The sequence below is a fragment of the Enterobacter sp. E1 genome, from assembly GCF_016809815.1.
Classification (GTDB): Bacteria; Pseudomonadota; Gammaproteobacteria; order Enterobacterales; family Enterobacteriaceae; genus Enterobacter; species Enterobacter adelaidei.
This window is the reverse complement of record NZ_JAFBJM010000004.1, coordinates 75,462-92,925: the sequence shown is the minus strand read 5'-3', so window position 1 is coordinate 92,925 and position 17,464 is coordinate 75,462. Positions and strand designations below refer to the sequence as shown.

Here is a 17,464-nt window from a genome sequence, read left to right as displayed (position 1 = left end):
TGATTTAATTAAAAGGAAATTTATGTTTCGTCAGTGGTTAGCGTTAGTGATTATCGTGCTGGTGTATATCCCGGTCGCGATCGACGCAACGGTGCTGCACGTGGCGGCGCCGACATTGAGCATGACGCTGGGGGCCAGCGGCAATGAATTGCTTTGGATCATCGATATTTACTCGCTGGTGATGGCGGGGATGGTGCTGCCGATGGGCGCACTGGGTGATCGTATTGGTTTCAAACGGCTGTTAATGATCGGCAGTACGTTGTTTGGTTTGTCATCGCTGGCGGCCGCGTTTGCCCCGTCTGCTGGATGGCTGATTGCGGCGCGCGCCTCGCTGGCGATTGGTGCGGCGATGATTATTCCGGCTACGCTCGCGGGTATCCGCACGCTGTTTACTGAAGCGCGGGATCGTAATATCGCGCTTGGCGTCTGGGCGGCTGTGGGGTCCGGTGGCGCAGCATTTGGTCCGCTGATTGGCGGTATGCTGCTCGAACATTTTTACTGGGGATCGGTATTTTTAATCAACGTACCCATTGTATTGGTCGTGGTTTCGCTGGCCGCACGTTTTGTGCCGCGTCAGCAAGGTCGCCCGGAACAACCGCTTAATATTAGCCATGCCATCATGCTAATCGCGGCGATTTTACTGCTGGTCTACAGTGCGAAGACCGCGCTAAAAGGCGTCCTGGCACCAGGCGTCGTCGTGTCCGCGCTGGTTACCGGCTCGGTGCTGCTGTTTATCTTCGTGCGTATTCAGCTTCGCGCGCGCGTGCCGATGATCGACATGCGTCTGTTCTGCCACCGCATCATTTTGAGTGGCGTGGTAATGGCGATGACTGCGATGATTGCGCTGGTCGGGTTTGAGCTGCTGATGGCCCAGGAGCTGCAGTTTGTTCACGGCTTTACGCCGTTTGAAGCAGGGATGTTTATGCTGCCTCTGATGGTTGCCAGCGGCTTCAGTGGGCCGATCGCCGGTGTACTGGTTGGACATCTCGGGTTACGCATCGTCGCCGCTGGCGGAATGGGGCTGAGTGCCGTCAGTTTTATTGGTCTGTCGCTGCTCGACTTCAGTACCCAGCAGTGGCAGGCGTGGTGCCTGATGGTGCTGCTGGGCTTCAGTGCTGCCAGCGCGCTGTTGGCTTCAACCTCAGCGATCATGGCTGCTGCGCCAAAAGAGAAAGCCGCTGCAGCAGGAGCGATTGAAACCATGTCGTATGAACTGGGTGCCGGTCTGGGGATCGCCATTTTTGGTCTGCTGTTGACCCGCAGCTTCACGGCGTCGATCGAATTGCCACAGGGGCTGAATGATTCTCTCGTCGACAAAGCGTCGTCATCCATTGGTGAAGCGATGAAGGTGGCGCAGGATCTGACACCCACGATGGCGGAAACACTGATTGAAGCAGCGAAAAGCGCGTTTATCACTTCGCATAGCGTAGCGTTGGGGAGTGCTGGGGGAATGCTGCTGTTGCTGGCCGTTGGCGTTTGGTTTAGCCTGGCTAAGGTCAACCCGCGGTAAATAGATCCGGAAAACCAGGTTTATGGTTGGCGTCAGTGGGGCAGATGCACTATGTTTTTTAAAGGATTATCTGACTCTTGCTGGAAAATATGAGCCTGCTCCACCGCAGTGAATCGCACCAACCGTTCTCCCGGTTAACCCTGCTTGCCGGTGGTGCGCTGGGTGTCGTTTTTGGTGATATTGGCACCAGTCCGCTCTATACCTTCAGGACCGTGTTGTCGCTCTCTGAGCATGATCCTACGCCCGCAGTGGTTCTGGGACTGCTCTCGCTGATTACCTGGACACTCATCCTGGTGACATCCATAAAATATGCTGCATTCGCCATGCGAATTGATAATCATGGCGAGGGCGGCATCATGGCATTGATGTCACTTCTGGTGGAAAAAGGGAAAGGCGGGCGCTGGGTCATTTTTTCCGCACTTATCGGCGCTGCGTTGATTTACGGTGATGGCGCGATAACCCCGGCAATCTCCGTACTTTCCGCTCTGGAAGGGCTGGAAATTGTTTTTCCTGAATCTCAGCCGTATATATTGCCGCTCACGGTCATGGTTTTACTGGCACTTTTTCTGATCCAACCTTTTGGTACCGCTCGTATAGGAAAGATATTTGGTCCGATCATGGCGCTGTGGTTTTTTGCAATTGCAGCGTTGGGCGTATGGGGGATCATTCAGCACCCATCGGTATTGCTGGCGCTGAATCCTGCGTATGGCATCGCGTTTTTGTTTTCGAACGGGTACACCAGTTTTCTGGTCCTGGGGGGCGTTTTTCTCTGTGTGACTGGTGCTGAAGCGCTGTACGCCGATATGGGGCATTTCGGTAAAAAACCCATCTGGCTTGCCTGGTACGGTGTCGTATTTCCCGCATTGCTGCTCAATTATGCGGGGCAATCCGCGCTGATCCTGGCCGGAGCCGACAGTAAACAAAACCTTTTCTTTATGCTGTGTCCGCCTGTGATGCAGTTTCCGCTCATTATTCTTGCCGCACTGGCGACGATAATCGCCAGTCAGGCGATAATTACGGGCGCTTTTTCCATGACGCGGCAGGCTATTCAGCTCGGCTGGTTACCCCGTTTACGGATCAAACAGACGGCGGCAGAAAGCTACGGTCAAATCTATATAGGCACAATCAATTGGCTGCTTATGGTGGTAACGATTGGGCTGGTGGTGTTTTTCAAATCTTCCGACAAGCTTGCTGCTGCATACGGTATTGCCGTGTCATTAACCATGCTGATGACGACGGGCCTGCTGTTTGTGGCAATGCGGGAAGTGTGGCACTGGAGCCGGGTCAGCAGCGCGGTTATTGCCCTCTGTTTCCTGGTGATTGATGCCACCTTCTTGTTTGCCAATCTGATTAAGGTCCTGGAAGGCGGCTATATTCCGCTGCTGATGGCCGCAGCGATTTGTACGGTGATGCTGATCTGGCACCGCGGCGTTAAGGCGGTCTCCGCATCGGTGGGCGAGAAGGGCATCAGCGTGGATGCGTTCTTTAACCAGCTTCAGCAAAAGACGGTACCCAGAGTTGCAGGTTCCGCCGTTTTTTTGACCCGTACACAGAACAATATCCCCCCGGTCATGCGCTGGCATGTTGCGCGCAACAAGGTGCTACAGCGAGATGTGTTATCTCTGACCATTGACATCCTGAATGTGCCCTATGTGGGGGAAGAACAACGGATCAGGGTAGAGCAGCGCGCGCCAGGTTACTGGCACGGCGTGGCACAATACGGTTTTATGGAGCACCCGGATATCCCGCATTTGTTGCAGGGTGTCAGTGAAATCAACGTGCTGTTCGCGAATGATGATGCCACCTGGTATGTTGGACATGAAACTATCGTAGCCGGTGATGGAACAGCGGGTATGGCAGCATGGCAACGGCATATTTTTGCTTTCATGAAGCGCAACTGCACGCACGTCATCAACCACTATCACCTTCCCAGCGACAGAGTTGTCGAAATCAGCCGACGCGTTGCCGTGTAGACTCTGGCGAAAGCAGAGGTCCTCTGCTTTCACACCGTTCTATTTCTCAAGCGCCGCAGACAGGACGCTATGCAATAACACATTCGCCCCTTTATCCGACCATTCTGGCAGGATCCTTTCCGCTTCGTTATGGCTAATGCCTTTCACGCAGGGGATAAAGATCATGCTGGCGGGCGCAATTTTGCTGACATAGCAGGTGTCGTGACCCGCGCCGGAGACCATCGGTTTCGACGAATAGCCCAGTTTCGCCACGGCCTTCTCCGTACGAGCCAGGCATTCGGCATCAAACGCAATGGGCGCGTAGTCAAAAATACGTTCAACGAGAGCCGACACGCCGCGCAGGCTCAGGCTTTCAGCCACCTTATGCAGCGCCGCCTCCATGGTTTCCAGCGCCTGCTGATCCGGGTGGCGAAACTCAACGCTGCATTCCACGCGAGACGGCACGACGTTGCGCGAGTTTGGCGTAACCTGCGCCATACCGATCGTCGCGCGTCCGTCCGGCGCATGCCGATAGCCAATCTCTTCCACCTTCAGCGCCAGCTCTGCGAAGGCGGTCAGCGCGTCGCGGCGGCTGTGCATCGGCGTGGTGCCTGCGTGGGCGGCAAATCCGTCCAGCGTCAGGGTAAACCAGCGCTGGCCCATTGCCGCGCGGACTAAGCCGATATCGATGGCTTCATCTTCCAGGATCGGTCCCTGCTCGATGTGCAGTTCGTAGCAGGCGTGAACAGGAAACGCGCGGGCAGGGGTTTCACCCCGGTAGCCAATGCTATCCAGCGCTTCGCCCACGGTGATGCCATCGTTATCCGCACGGGCATGCGCGTACGCTTCGCTAAATTGCCCCGTCCAGACCCCTGAAGAGAGCATGGCTGGCGCAAAGCGCGCACCTTCTTCGTTAGTCCAGTTCACCAGCACAACGTCACGTTCAGTCTCAACGTGATGATCGTTAAGGGTTCGCAGCAGCTCCAGCCCTGCCAGCACGCCGTAAACACCGTCGTAGTTACCGCCCTGCGGCTGGGTATCCACATGTGAACCCGTCATGACCGGGGCAAGCTGCGGGTTTTTCCCCGGGCGACGGATAAACATATTGCCCATGCTGTCGACGTCGCAGGTGAAACCCGCGTCCAGCGCCCAGCCGCGCAGCAGGTTTCGCGCAATACGATCTTCCTCGCTCAGTGCCAGACGGGTGACGCCACCGGCAGGCGTGCCGCCGATCTGCGCCATCATCTCAAGCGTTGACCACAGTCGTTCGGCGTTGACGCGGATCATGTCTTGTCCTTACTGCAGCGGTAGCGGAAATCACAGCATGAACCGCCCTGCATGATGGTGGTGGTGCGGGTCAGTTCCACGTCCGGTGCATAGCCAACGATGAATTTTTCATCGCGCGCGCAGGAGAGCAGATGACCAATCTCGCCCAGCCCCATTTCGTGATACATCTCCGCGTAGCGGCAGCGGGTCACGTTGTAGTTGTACTGCTGGTCGTCGGCGTCAATCACCTTCACCTCAAGCGCGTTATCTTTCTCCCACAGATATTGCAGTGCGATAAAACTCTTTACGTCCGCGCCGTTGGGTTCTTTGCTGGCAAACGCTTTGCCTGCGTCAATCGCGGCCTGCTCAATGGCCTCACCAATGACCGCCTGGGCGCGGGTTTTCCCTATCTCGCGCACCAGGATTTCATAAATTGGCTTAATAATTTCTGCTTCAATTTTGCGGCGGGCGAGAATGCCCAGCTCGTTATTATTACTCATCACATTGCCCTCACTGCGTTACTTCGCTTTTGTGCCACCCAGCACGGTTTGCGGCTGCCATTTGCCATCGACGACCTTGTAAACGGTGAAAGACGGCGATTTCAGGTTACCTTCTTTATCAAACGCTATCTGGCCGGTGACGCCGGAGTAGCTGATGGCGCGCAGGGCGGGCAGATAGTCGGACGGCTCAACGGAATCTGCTTTTTCCATCGCAGCAACCAGCACGCGGGTGGCGTCATAGGCGAACGGGGCGTGCAGTTCGATATGGGTGTGGTAGCGGGCCTGATAGGCCTGTTCGAATGCCTTTCCACCCGGCATCTGGTCAACGGGCAGACCCGGCTCCAGCGCGACCACGCCTTCGCCTTCTTTCTGCGCCAGCTGCAGGAACGTCTGGCTGACAAATCCGCCTGCGCCCATCAGCGTGGCGTTCATGCCCAGCTGTTTGATACGACGCGCCAGCGGTGCGGCCTGGCTGTCGACGCCGCCGAAGAAGATCAGATCGGCGTTTTTACTCCGGATGGCGGTCAGTACGGCGCTGAAGTCTACCGTTTTGTCATCAACGTACTGACGATCGACAACCTTCACGCCCTGTGCTTCCAGCGATTTAATGAACTGGTCCGCCAGCCCCTGACCAAACGCGGTACGGTCGTCAATCACCGCAATGCGTTTCGCTTTCAGGGTATTTACCGCGTACTGTCCGGCCAACTGGCCGCCGTCATCGTCGTGGCCCATCACGCGGAAGCTGGTATCGAAACCCTGTTTGGTATAGGCGTGACCGGTCGCTACGGGCGCAACCTGAGCGATACCGGCATCGTGATACACACGCGCAGCCGGAATACTGGTACCGGTGTTCCAGTGACCGACAACGCCCGCCACGCCGCTATCCACCAGACGCTGCGCCACGGCGACGGCAGTGCGCGGGTCGGACTGATCGTCTTCGGACTGCAGTTTGAATGTCACCGCTTTGCCGCCGATGGTCGGGTGCTGCTTGTTGATGTCATCAATCGCCAGCTGTGCGCCATTCTCCAGATCTTTACCGATACGGGCCGATGGTCCAGTGAGCGGGCCCGCCAGACCGATAACCACGGTTTCACTGTCGGCGGCCCATGCGCCCGTTGAGGCAAAACCACCGAGCAGAATAGCGGCGCTGAGCGCGCTGATTTTTACTGTTTTCATTGTATTTCCCTGATGCTGGTTAGTGTTGTTAAGCGGGCATTTCGCCCAAATAAATCTGTGCAATCTGGTCGTCATTGAGCAGCGCTTTCGATTCGCCGTGATGAACAATGCTGCCACTGTCCATCACCCACGCGCTGTCGGTGACTTCCAGCGCCAGGCGGGCGTTTTGTTCGATGAGTAGCAGGGCAACGCCGCGCTCGCGCAGGCCGGCTATGACGGCAAAAATGTTTTCTACCATCTTCGGGGCAAGGCCCATTGAGGGTTCGTCGAGGATCAACAGGCGCGGGCGACTGAGCAGGGCGCGGTTAAGGGCCAGCAGCTGTTGCTCTCCGCCGGACAGCAACCCGGCAAGCTGATGCTGGCGCTCGCCCAGACGCGGGAAGCGCTCGAAAATCTCGTTCATCTCGCGCTTTACGGTGACAGTGTCACGCCTGAGCCAGGCGCCCATCTGCAGGTTTTCCAGCACCGTCATGCGGGAGAAGATTCCCCGGCCTTCCGGGACCATCACCAGTCCGTCACGGAGCAGGGTTTCGGGCTTGTGCTTACGCACCGCTTTACCGTTGAATTCAATACGACCGCTAAAGTTTTCCAGCCCGGTAATGGCGCGCACGGTGGAGCTTTTACCCGCACCGTTAGCGCCGATCAGCGTGGCCTGCTCGCCCTCGTGCAGGGTAAAAGAGACATCGCGTACGGCCTGAATACCGCCGTAATGCACGTCCACGCGTTCCACTTTCAGTAATTCAGACATGGGCGTTGCCTCCAAGCCAGGCGGCGATCACTGCCGGGTCGCGACGAACGCTCTCCGGCGTGCCGCTGGCGAGCGTTTTGCCGTAATCCAGCACCGTCAGGCGATCGCAGATGCCCATCACGAGCTTGACGTCATGTTCAATCATCAGCAGGGTTTTACCGTCATCACGTAGGCGGATGAGTAACTCGCCAAGCGCTACTTTTTCAGCTGCATTCATCCCGGCGGCGGGTTCGTCCAGTGCCAGCAGCAGAGGGTCGGTTGCCAGCGCTCGGGCGATTTCAAGTCGACGCTGATGGCCGTAGGCCAGATCGCAGGCTCGGTAGTGGGCGAACTTCGCAATGCCGGTGTATTCCAGCCAGTGCCAGGCCAGCTCACGGGTTTGCATTTCTTCTGCGCGGGCGCGTTTGTGGCGGCTCAGCGCGGCCCAAAGACCGTTACGGGTGCGCACGTGGCGACCCACCATTACGTTTTCCAGCACCGACATGTCGTTAAAGAGGCGCACGTTCTGGAAGGTTCGCGCAATCCCGGCGGCGGTGACCTTCTCAATGTGTCTGGGGAAATAGGGCTTATCGGCGATTGAAAATTCACCGCTGTCCGCCGGATAAAGCCCGGTGATCAGGTTAAAGCAGGTGGTTTTTCCCGCCCCGTTAGGACCTATCAGTCCGTAGATTTCACCCTTGTTCACGGCGATCGAAACGTCATCCACGGCGGTAAGCCCACCGAAACGTTTGGACATGTTGCGTACGGTTAACAGACTCATGTATTCACCTCCTTGTGGCGTACCGGCCAGATCCCGGCAGGACGAACCAGCATGACCAGCACCAGCGCCAGGCCGTAGAACAGCTGACGCAACACTTCGGGGTCAATCAGCACCGTACCGAACAGCGCCTGCTGAACCGGGGCTGCCTGACTGCGCAGCAGTTCCGGCAGGGCGGTAAGCAGTATCGCGCCGAGGATCACGCCCGGAATATGCCCCATACCGCCCAGCACCACCATCGCCAGCACGGCAATGGATTCCTGTAACGTGAAGGATTCCGGGGAGACAAAGCCCTGAAACGCGCCGAACAAGGCACCCGCCACGCCGCCAAATGAGGCACCCATCGCAAAGGCCAGTAGCTTATAGTTACGGACGTTGATGCCCATCGCGCGGGCCACATCCTCATCTTCACGAATGGCATGCCAGGCGCGACCAATACGCGAGTGTTGCAGGCGCAGGCAAACAAAAATAATGGCCACAATCACCAGCATCAGCAGGTAGTACCACAGCCATAGGGCAGGCACTTTAAAACCGAACCAGTGATACACACCGCTGAATTTCAGGCCGAAAAGATTCAGGGTATCGACGCCGGTAATACCTTTCGCACCGTTCGTGATATTCACCGGACGGTCGAGGTTACGCATCAGGATGCGGATGATCTCCCCAAACCCCAGCGTCACGATCGCCAGATAATCCCCACGAAGCTTTAACGTTGGCGCACCGAGCACGATGCCGCACACCGCTGCAACCAGTGCCGCTATGGGAATAATCAACAGATAAGACGTGTGCAGCCCGTCCGGGAACCAGACCGTGAGGATCGGGAACACTTCAAGCAGGTGCGGTGAAGCCAGCAGGGCGGCCAGATAGGCACCCACTGCGTAAAAGGCGATAAAGCCCATGTCCAGCAGGCCGGTGTAACCGACCACAATGTTCAGCCCCAGCGCCAGCATGATGTAGAGCAGGGCGAAGTCGATGACGCGCACCCAGTAATTTCCGCCGAGCTGGCTGGCAACCACTGGCGCAATCAGCAGCGCGAGGCAGAACAAACTCATACCGGACCAGAATTTGCGCGTAGCGGTCGGCGTTTGTAGTTGTACGGTTGTCATAGTATCCCTTACGCTCGGTTTGCCACACGCTCACCCAGCAGACCTGCCGGACGGAAGACCAGTACCAGAATCAGCACGATGAAGGCAAAGACATCCTGGTAATTGCTGCCGAACACTCCGTGGGTCAGTTCACCCAGGTAGCCAGCGCCCAGTGCCTCAATAATGCCAAGTAGGATCCCGCCAATCATTGCGCCGCGAATGTTGCCAATACCGCCCAGCACGGCGGCTGTGAATGCTTTAATTCCCGGCAGGAAGCCCATTGAGAAGCTGGCGTTACCGTAGTTGCTCGCCATCATGACGCCTGCCAGAGCGGCAAAGATGCCGCCAATGGCGAACGTCAGGGTAATAATGGCATTGGGGTTAACCCCCATCAGCGTGGCAACGCGCGGGTTTTCCGCCACGGCGCGCATGCCACGGCCCAGGCGGGTGTATTCCACCAGCAGCCATAGCCCTGTCATCACTGTAAGCGCCAGCACCACGGTAACAATGCCGGTGACGGTCACAATGGCGGGGGGATGCAGTTCACTTCCTGACGTCACGGCGATCGGTTCCATGGGCAGGATCTGAGGGAACATCAGAGGGTTGCGCGTCCAGACGATCATCGCCACGGTTTGCAGCAGCACCGAGACGCCAATCCCGGAGATCAGCGGTGCCAGACGCGGCGCGTTACGCAGGCGTCGGTAGGCAAAGCGCTCCACGGCCATCGCCAGCAGGGCACAAACGGACATGGCGATCAGCAAGGCAAAACCGAGCTGAATCAGAAGCGGCAGGTGCGGGAAAGTATTGTTGAGGCTGTTCATGGCAGAAAGTGTGGTTAACGCACCCACCATCAGAATATCGCCATGGGCAAAGTTAATAATGCGCAAAATGCCATACACCATGGTATAGCCCAGCGCGATCAACGCGTAGATGCTTCCCAGCATCACACCGTTGATCAGTTGTTGTATGAATGTATCCAACGTAGGTTCCTGCAAAGTGCTCTTTCTGCGGCTACCATCCAACAAATGAAATAAATTGTAAAATACACATATATTATTTCTTATGATAAACAGATATTGTTTTATCTTTATGATTTATATGAAAATATAAAAACTCCGTTTTCGGGTATAAAGACTAAAGAAATCAACATATGAATAAAACAGAACAGTCACCTGGCCTACCCATTTATGGAGAAAGTCGACTGGCCAATGATCCGCCGCTACGGGCTGTACGTGCTTTTGAAGCTATCGCCCGATTGGGCAGTGTTACGCTGGCGGCACAGGAGCTGGATATTTCACCGTCTGCTGTCAGTCACCAGCTCAAGGTGCTCGAAGGGTTCCTGCAAATGCCGCTGACGGAACGCCAGGGGCGCAGGCTGGTGCTGAGCCAGCACGGACGTGAATATTACCGCTCCATCCGTGCGGCTTTTAACGTGTTGCGCCAGGCAACGGAGCATCTGGCTGAACAGGCGCAAACGCGTCAGGTCACCATCAGCCTGATCCCGCTTTTTGGCATGGGGTGGTTTATCCCGCGTCTGCCTGCTTTTATGCGTGCCAATCCGCAAACCGAGATCAACGTAGTGTATGCCAATCATCGTAACTATCTGAGCGATGCGTCGGATATGTCGATTCGCTTCGGCAACGGGCAGTGGGCGGGATATCAGAGTGAAAAATTGATCTCCGGTCAGATGGTGCCTGTATGCAGCCGTGCATTTTTGCGCATTCATGGCCATATCGACACGCCAGAGCAACTGCTGCAAATGCCGTTGCTGCACGATGAGGAGCGCACCACATGGTCACAGTGGTTCCTGTTACAGGGAGTGAAACGCCCTCTGCGGCGCAGTGGCCCCCTGTTTGAGGACGGACTTTTGACGCTGGCGGGAGTACAGGCCGGGCTGGGCTGCGCGTTGATGCGTGAGCCGCTGATCGCGCCTTATCTTGAGAGTGGCGAGCTGGTGAAGATATTTGACTTACCCATTGATGACGGGCGCGACTATCACCTCTGCGTGCGTTCGGATTCAGAGATGACCGAGGACGGTAAGCTACTGCAAAACTGGCTTCGTCGGGCCGCGGGGGAGAATCTCTTATGAGGTAAGCAAACAGTGCTTATCCATGGCTTCAATTTCTGAACCGCTGTAGCGCGCATATTGTCCGGTCAGACCAAAGAATGCGGGCTGGGTTTCGGTATAGATTTCAGCGGCGAGCACCAGCCGACGTCGTTCATCTTCGCTCATCTCAAGTAATGTCCATGGAATAAAATAGCGTGCTGTTGAGGTCAGCTTGAACCACAGAGGACAACCACACCCCGGACAAAACCAGCGTTCTCCTCGCGCAGAGGACGAGAAGTGAGAAGGGGCAATCGAGTCTTGCTCCACAAGCGGTTTACCCGTGGCTTCCAGATACATGGCAATTCCACCTGACCACTTCTGACATTGCGTGCAGTGGCAGGCGTAGACGTCGAAATTGTTGAGGGAAACGCTGAATTGGCTCATCCCGCATAGACAGCGTCCTTTGAATATGTGCATGGCGTGCTCCTTTATTACGCCAGTCAAACGGTATAAAAAAAGCCAGCCACGAAGGCTGGCCTTTTTATACTGACAAATCTTAGAACTGGTAAGTCAGACCCAGAGCAACGATGTTGTCGGTAGCAATAGCTGCATCTTTGGTGAACTTGTTGTCGTCCAGCAGGTTGATTTTGTAATCAACGTAGGTAGACATGTTCTTGTTGAAGTAGTAAGTCGCGCCAACATCAACGTATTCAACCAGATCCTGGTCGCCATAAGTACCGATGTCTTTACCTTTGGATTTCAGGTAAGCAACGGATGGACGCAGACCGAAATCGAACTGGTACTGAGCAACAACTTCAAAGTTCTGAGCTTTGTTCGCGATATAACCTTTACCGAAGTTGGTCATATTGCGGGTTTCAGAGTAGGTGCTTGCCAGGTAGATGTTGTTTGCATCGTATTTCAGGCCAGCAGCCCAAACTTCTGCGTTGTCACCGCCAGCGTTCATGGTATTAGCCACTTCACCAGCACGAACCTGATTGTTGGTACGGTCAGATTTCGCATAGGTTGCACCCACGCCGAAACCGTCCATTTCATAGGTAGAAGACAAGCCCCAACCGTCACCGTTCGCTTCGGTGATGTCGCGCTTGTTGTTTTTGCCCTGGTACTGAGCGGCAAAGTTCAGACCGTCAACCAGACCGAAGAAGTCGGTGTTACGGTAGGTTGCAACGCCAGTGGCACGCTGAGTCATGAAGCCATCAGTCTGCGTCCAGGTATCACCACCGAACTCTGGCAGAACGTCAGTCCATGCGCCGATGTCGTAAGCAACACCGTAGTTACGACCGTAGTCGAAAGAACCGAATTCGTTGAATTTCAGACCAGCGAAAGCCAGACGCGTTTTGTTGCCTTTGTCGCCGTTGCTTTCATCGTTGTTGCCTTTGAATTCATATTCCCACTGACCGTAACCGGACATCTGGTCGTTGATCTGAGTTTCACCTTTGAAGCCCAGACGTACGTAGGTTTTGTCGCCGTCGTTGCTGGTGTCATCAGAGAAATAGTGCAGACCTGTTACTTTACCGTACAGATCCAGCTTGTTACCGTCTTTGTTATAAATTTCAGCAGCGTTAACAACGCCTGCTGCCAACATGGAAGTCACTGCCACTGCAACTAATTTAAGTTTCATCTTAAATATTCCTTATAATTTTCTTAAGTATTTCCTGAGCCACTTCGAACGATTTCTAAACGAGGCTGTTCGTCAATGGCATGCTATTTTTAAAAATGTTGTAGTTGCCTTTCAATAATAAGTTTCAAATTATTGCTAATAATTTCCTTTAGTGTGATCGAGATCGGATAAATGGTCGCTAAACAGAATGAAATGAAGAGTGTTTAACCGGGTTTTGTATATTTTCTTATCAGATCTATTATCCGCAATATAGTTTTTTAATGGTTTAATTTAGTTATGTTACTATCAATTTTATCGGTGCATTTTGTAGAATTAAGCTTAACTGTTTACCGTAAATCATTGTGTTAGGTTATTGAATGCACGTAATTACCGTGTTGTTTGCTGAAATATACAGAAACACACTATTGCACTTTGTGCTATTAAGGTTGTTAATATTCGCAGGAGAGTAATTGCGCTACGGTGTCAGTTTATGTCAAGAAGAGAGGAGGGGGGGAATGCAAAACAACGATAATATAAACAGAATTTAAACACATTCTCTAATGAGCTTATGAATATTTTGACGTGCGATCACATATTAAATTTATGTTAATTTTCTGCCGGGTTACAGGCCTCCCGGCAGAGCGACGGACCCTTATTTTCGTGTCGCGAACCAGCAAAGCAGCGACCCGGCGCAGACCATCAGCGCGCCTTGCCAGAACGAGAAAGAGAGTGGAGAGCTCAGCAGTGCGGCAGCCAGAGCTGCAGAAAGTACAGGGGTAAAATAGGATACGGCGGCAAGTACCGTGACGTTGCCATGGAGAATACCGATATTCCATGAGGCATAGCCAAAACCCAGAGCAACACCGCACATTAATAGCTTCACGACAACCGGGACACTGAATACCATTTCTGGCTGCTCGCTAAGGGTATATTTCACCCAAAGACTCAACGCAGTCAGCAAAACAAAAAGGGTAATACCGTTTTGCCCTTTGGCAAATTTGCTGGTTACGGTGCAGTAGGCCGCCCAGATAAATGCCCCGGCAAACGCCAGCGCGTAGCTCAGCGGGCTGGAAACGATATTGCGGGTGATCTCCTCAAGATGTAATCCCTGTTCACCGCCTAATACCCAGCAGACGCCCAGCAATGAGATAGTTAAGCCGGGGATCACCCACAGTGTTGATTTTTGCCCGTTGAACAAAATGGCAAATACAATCGTCAGGCTCGGCCACAGATAATTGACCATGCCGACCTCAATGGCCTGCGATCGCGTTGCGGCATAGCCCAACGAGAGTGCCAGGCAAATTTCATAGCTGACAAACAGCACGCTGCCTGCAATAAGATAGCGTGGGGAGAATTTGCGAATATCAGGAAATCCCACCGTCACCAGACACAATAATCCACTGACGGTGTAGATCATTGCCGCACCGCCTACTGGCCCTAACCCCTCGCTCACGCTGCGAATGAGCCCAACCATCGTGCTCCATAACAGTATTGCCGCCAGCCCAATAAGCGTTGCTTTTTTTCTGTCCATTACTTCGCCATTGCAATAAAAATCAAAGGAAAAATGTATCGCATTCATCCTGACGCTGTCGCCAATTATTCTCTTAAACCGTTAATCAAAAAGGGGTATTTAAATGTATCGGTGGTGACTATTAAGGGGGTGAAGACAGATGACCTTGATTTGACGCAAAAAAATCAGGGGAGTTACTGCTAGTTTGCGGCGCGAAGTCTTATTCGAAAAAGAGGACAACAATGGACGTCAGCCGCAGAAAATTTTTTAAAATCTGCGCGGGCGGTATGGCCGGAACAACGGCAGCCATGCTGGGGTTTGCTCCCAAAATGGCGCTGGCTCAGGCACGCAACTATAAGCTGCTGCGCGCAAAAGAGATCCGTAACACCTGCACATACTGCTCCGTAGGTTGTGGGCTTTTAATGTATAGCCTGGGCGATGGCGCGAAGAACGCCAGAGAAGCGATTTACCATATTGAAGGGGACCCGGATCATCCGGTGAGCCGCGGGGCGCTTTGCCCGAAAGGGGCGGGGCTGCTGGACTACGTTCACAGCGAAAACCGCCTGCGCTACCCGGAATACCGCGCGCCGGGTTCCGACAAGTGGCAGCGTATCTCCTGGGATGAGGCCTTCTCCCGTATTGCCAAATTAATGAAAGCCGACCGCGACGCCAACTTTATTGAAAAGAACGCCCAGGGCGTAACGGTTAACCGCTGGCTTTCCACCGGGATGCTGTGCGCGTCTGCGGCGAGTAATGAAACCGGCATGCTGACGCAAAAATTTGTGCGCTCTCTCGGCATGCTGGCGGTAGACAACCAGGCGCGCGTCTGACACGGACCAACGGTAGCAAGTCTTGCTCCAACATTTGGTCGCGGTGCGATGACCAACCACTGGGTTGATATCAAAAACGCTAACGTCGTGGTGGTGATGGGCGGTAACGCCGCGGAAGCTCATCCGGTGGGGTTCCGCTGGGCGATGGAAGCGAAAAATAACAACGATGCGACGCTTATCGTCGTCGATCCGCGCTTTACGCGTACGGCATCGGTGGCCGATATCTATGCGCCGATCCGCTCCGGTACGGACATTACGTTCCTGTCCGGCGTGCTGCTGTACCTGATCGAAAACAACAAAATTAACGCGGAATACGTTAAACACTACACCAACGCGAATCTGCTGGTGCGGGATGATTTTGCCTTCGATGACGGGCTGTTTAGCGGCTATGACGCCGAGAAACGCCAGTACGATAAAACGTCCTGGAACTATCAGTTCGATGAAAACGGCTATGCGCTGCGTGATGAAACCCTGACGCACCCGCGCTGCGTGTGGAACCTGCTGAAGCAGCACGTCTCCCGCTATACGCCGGACGTGGTGGAGAACATCTGCGGCACGCCGAAAGCGGACTTCCTGAAAGTCTGCGAGGTGCTGGCCTCAACCAGCGCCGCCGACAGAACCACCACGTTCCTGTATGCGCTGGGCTGGACTCAGCATACCGTGGGCGCGCAGAACATCCGCACAATGGCGATGATCCAGCTGCTGCTCGGCAACATGGGCATGGCCGGTGGCGGCGTGAACGCGCTGCGCGGTCACTCCAATATTCAGGGCTTAACGGATCTTGGTTTACTGTCGACCAGCCTGCCGGGCTACCTGACGCTGCCGTCCGAAAAACAGGCCGATCTGCAAACGTATCTGGCGGCCAATACGCCAAAAGCGACGTTACCGGATCAGGTGAACTACTGGAGCAACTATCCGAAGTTCTACGTCAGCCTGATGAAATCCTTCTACGGCGACGCGGCGCAGAAGGAGAACGACTGGGGCTTCGATTGGCTACCAAAATGGGATCAGGCGTACGACGTCATCAAGTATTTCAACATGATGGATAAAGGCAACGTCACGGGTTACATCTGCCAGGGCTTCAACCCGGTGGCCTCGTTCCCGGATAAAAACAAGGTTGTGCGCAGTCTGAGCAAGCTGAAGTACATGGTGGTTATCGATCCGCTGGTCACTGAGACCTCTAACTTCTGGCAGAACCACGGCGAGATGAACGATGTCGATACCGTATCCATTCAGACCGAAGTGTTCCGCCTGCCGTCCACCTGCTTTGCGGAAGAAGACGGGTCTATTGCTAACTCTGGCCGCTGGCTGCAGTGGCACTGGAAAGGCCAGGACGCTCCGGGCGAAGCGCGTAACGACGGCGAGATCCTGGCCGGGATTTACCATCGCCTGCGCGAAATGTACCGCACCGAAGGCGGCAAAGGCGCTGAGCCGCTGCTGAAGATGAGCTGGAACTACAAGCAGCCTGACCATCCTGAGTCAGAGGAAGTCGCCAAAGAGAACAATGGCGTTGCGCTGGCGGATCTCTATGACGCTAAGGGCAACCTGGTGGCGAAGAAAGGCCAACTGCTGAACAGCTTCGCGCTGCTGCGCGACGACGGCACGACGGCGTCTTCCTGCTGGATCTACGCCGGCAGCTGGACGGAGCAGGGTAACCAAATGTCCAACCGCGATAACGCCGACCCGTCCGGGCTGGGCAATACGTTGGGCTGGGCATGGGCGTGGCCACTGAACCGTCGTGTGCTTTACAACCGTGCCTCGGCGGATATCGACGGTAAACCGTGGGATCCGAAACGGATGCTGATTCAGTGGAACGGGACAAAATGGACGGGGAACGATATCCCGGACTACAACACCGCCGCGCCGGGCAGCAACACCGGGCCGTTTATCATGCAGCCGGAAGGGCTGGGACGCCTGTTTGCGCTCAACAAGCTGGCGGAAGGGCCGTTCCCGGAGCACTACGAGCCGATGGAAACGCCGCTCGGCACCAACCCGCTGCATCCAAACGTGGTCTCCAGCCCGGTGGTGCGTATCTATGAGGACGATGTGCTGCGTTTAGGTAAGAAGGATAAGTTCCCGTATGTGGGGACCACCTATCGCCTGACCGAGCACTTCCACACCTGGACCAAGCATGCGCGGCTTAATGCCATCGCCCAGCCGGAACAGTTTGTGGAGATAAGCGAAACCCTGGCAAAAGCGAAGGGCATTGCCAACGGCGACCGCGTGAAGGTGAGCAGCAAGCGCGGCTTTATTCGCGCAGTGGCGGTAGTCACTCGCCGCTTGCAATCTCTGAACGTGAACGGGCAGCAGGTGGAAACCGTCGGTATTCCGCTGCACTGGGGCTTTGAGGGCGTGGCGCAGAAAGGCTACATCGCCAATACCCTGACGCCAAACGTTGGCGATTCCAACTCGCAAACGCCGGAGTACAAGGCGTTTCTGGTTAACATCGAGAAAGCGTAAGGAGC

At 54.9% G+C, this 17,464-nt stretch carries 14 protein-coding genes; 4 read left to right on the top strand and 10 right to left on the bottom strand.

Going from position 1 to position 17,464, the window contains the following annotated elements:
* Window positions 1-22: 22 nt before the first annotated feature.
* A complete protein-coding gene (locus JGF26_RS12190) occupies window positions 23-1,510 on the top strand; it encodes an MFS transporter (RefSeq protein WP_134708165.1) in 1,488 nt (495 codons plus the stop codon).
* Window positions 1,511-1,599: 89 nt separating this feature from the next.
* Window positions 1,600-3,483 (top strand): KUP/HAK/KT family potassium transporter, encoded by a 1,884-nt coding sequence (locus JGF26_RS12185; protein WP_134708166.1) that lies wholly within the window; start codon window positions 1,600-1,602, stop codon window positions 3,481-3,483.
* 39 nt (window positions 3,484-3,522) lie between these two features.
* Here JGF26_RS12185 and JGF26_RS12180 read toward each other — a convergent pair whose 3' ends face one another.
* From JGF26_RS12180 to JGF26_RS12150, 7 genes are read right to left on the bottom strand one after another with little or no spacing between them, the layout of a single operon-like run.
* The gene (locus JGF26_RS12180) at window positions 3,523-4,749 is read right to left on the bottom strand and encodes a Zn-dependent hydrolase (protein WP_134708167.1); all 1,227 of its coding nucleotides are present in this window, start codon (window positions 4,747-4,749) and stop codon (window positions 3,523-3,525) included.
* On the bottom strand, window positions 4,746-5,228 hold the full coding sequence (locus JGF26_RS12175) for an L-2-amino-thiazoline-4-carboxylic acid hydrolase (RefSeq protein ID WP_134708168.1): 483 nt from the start codon (window positions 5,226-5,228) through the stop codon (window positions 4,746-4,748). Before JGF26_RS12175 ends, JGF26_RS12180 begins: the two co-directional genes overlap by 4 nt.
* 18 nt (window positions 5,229-5,246) lie before the next feature.
* Complete coding sequence (locus JGF26_RS12170; RefSeq protein ID WP_108089843.1) at window positions 5,247-6,404, bottom strand: branched-chain amino acid ABC transporter substrate-binding protein; 1,158 nt, start codon at window positions 6,402-6,404, stop codon at window positions 5,247-5,249.
* A gap of 28 nt (window positions 6,405-6,432) precedes the next feature.
* On the bottom strand, window positions 6,433-7,152 hold the full coding sequence (locus JGF26_RS12165; protein ID WP_134708169.1) for an ABC transporter ATP-binding protein: 720 nt from the start codon (window positions 7,150-7,152) through the stop codon (window positions 6,433-6,435).
* The gene (locus JGF26_RS12160) at window positions 7,145-7,912 is read right to left on the bottom strand and encodes an ABC transporter ATP-binding protein (RefSeq protein WP_028018908.1); all 768 of its coding nucleotides are present in this window, start codon (window positions 7,910-7,912) and stop codon (window positions 7,145-7,147) included. Before JGF26_RS12160 ends, JGF26_RS12165 begins: the two co-directional genes overlap by 8 nt.
* Complete coding sequence (locus tag JGF26_RS12155; RefSeq protein ID WP_049007294.1) at window positions 7,909-9,015, bottom strand: ABC transporter ATP-binding protein; 1,107 nt, start codon at window positions 9,013-9,015, stop codon at window positions 7,909-7,911. The genes JGF26_RS12160 and JGF26_RS12155 overlap by 4 nt, the downstream gene beginning before the upstream one ends.
* Before the next feature lie 8 nt (window positions 9,016-9,023).
* On the bottom strand, window positions 9,024-9,974 hold the full coding sequence (locus JGF26_RS12150; protein ID WP_108089847.1) for a branched-chain amino acid ABC transporter permease: 951 nt from the start codon (window positions 9,972-9,974) through the stop codon (window positions 9,024-9,026).
* A gap of 170 nt (window positions 9,975-10,144) precedes the next feature.
* On the opposite strand from JGF26_RS12150, the gene JGF26_RS12145 reads away from it, so the two are divergent.
* Entirely contained in the window at window positions 10,145-11,083 is a 939-nt protein-coding gene (locus JGF26_RS12145) for a LysR substrate-binding domain-containing protein (protein WP_028018911.1), read from the top strand.
* Here the strand turns inward: JGF26_RS12145 and JGF26_RS12140 are convergent.
* The 3 genes from JGF26_RS12140 to yddG all read right to left on the bottom strand — a co-directional run bounded on the left by JGF26_RS12140 (window position 11,078) and on the right by yddG (window position 14,190).
* Window positions 11,078-11,518, bottom strand: coding sequence for a GFA family protein (locus JGF26_RS12140; RefSeq protein WP_049007291.1), 441 nt, complete (start codon window positions 11,516-11,518; stop codon window positions 11,078-11,080). The genes JGF26_RS12145 and JGF26_RS12140 overlap by 6 nt on opposite strands.
* 79 nt (window positions 11,519-11,597) lie before the next feature.
* On the bottom strand, window positions 11,598-12,680 hold the full coding sequence (locus JGF26_RS12135) for a porin OmpD (protein ID WP_028018913.1): 1,083 nt from the start codon (window positions 12,678-12,680) through the stop codon (window positions 11,598-11,600).
* A gap of 631 nt (window positions 12,681-13,311) precedes the next feature.
* The gene (yddG, locus tag JGF26_RS12130) at window positions 13,312-14,190 is read right to left on the bottom strand and encodes an aromatic amino acid DMT transporter YddG (protein WP_134708170.1); all 879 of its coding nucleotides are present in this window, start codon (window positions 14,188-14,190) and stop codon (window positions 13,312-13,314) included.
* Between the two features lie 221 nt (window positions 14,191-14,411).
* On the opposite strand from yddG, the gene fdnG reads away from it, so the two are divergent.
* Complete coding sequence (gene fdnG / locus JGF26_RS12125; protein ID WP_167587197.1) at window positions 14,412-17,459, top strand: formate dehydrogenase-N subunit alpha; 3,048 nt, start codon at window positions 14,412-14,414, stop codon at window positions 17,457-17,459.
* Window positions 17,460-17,464: the final 5 nt, after the last annotated feature.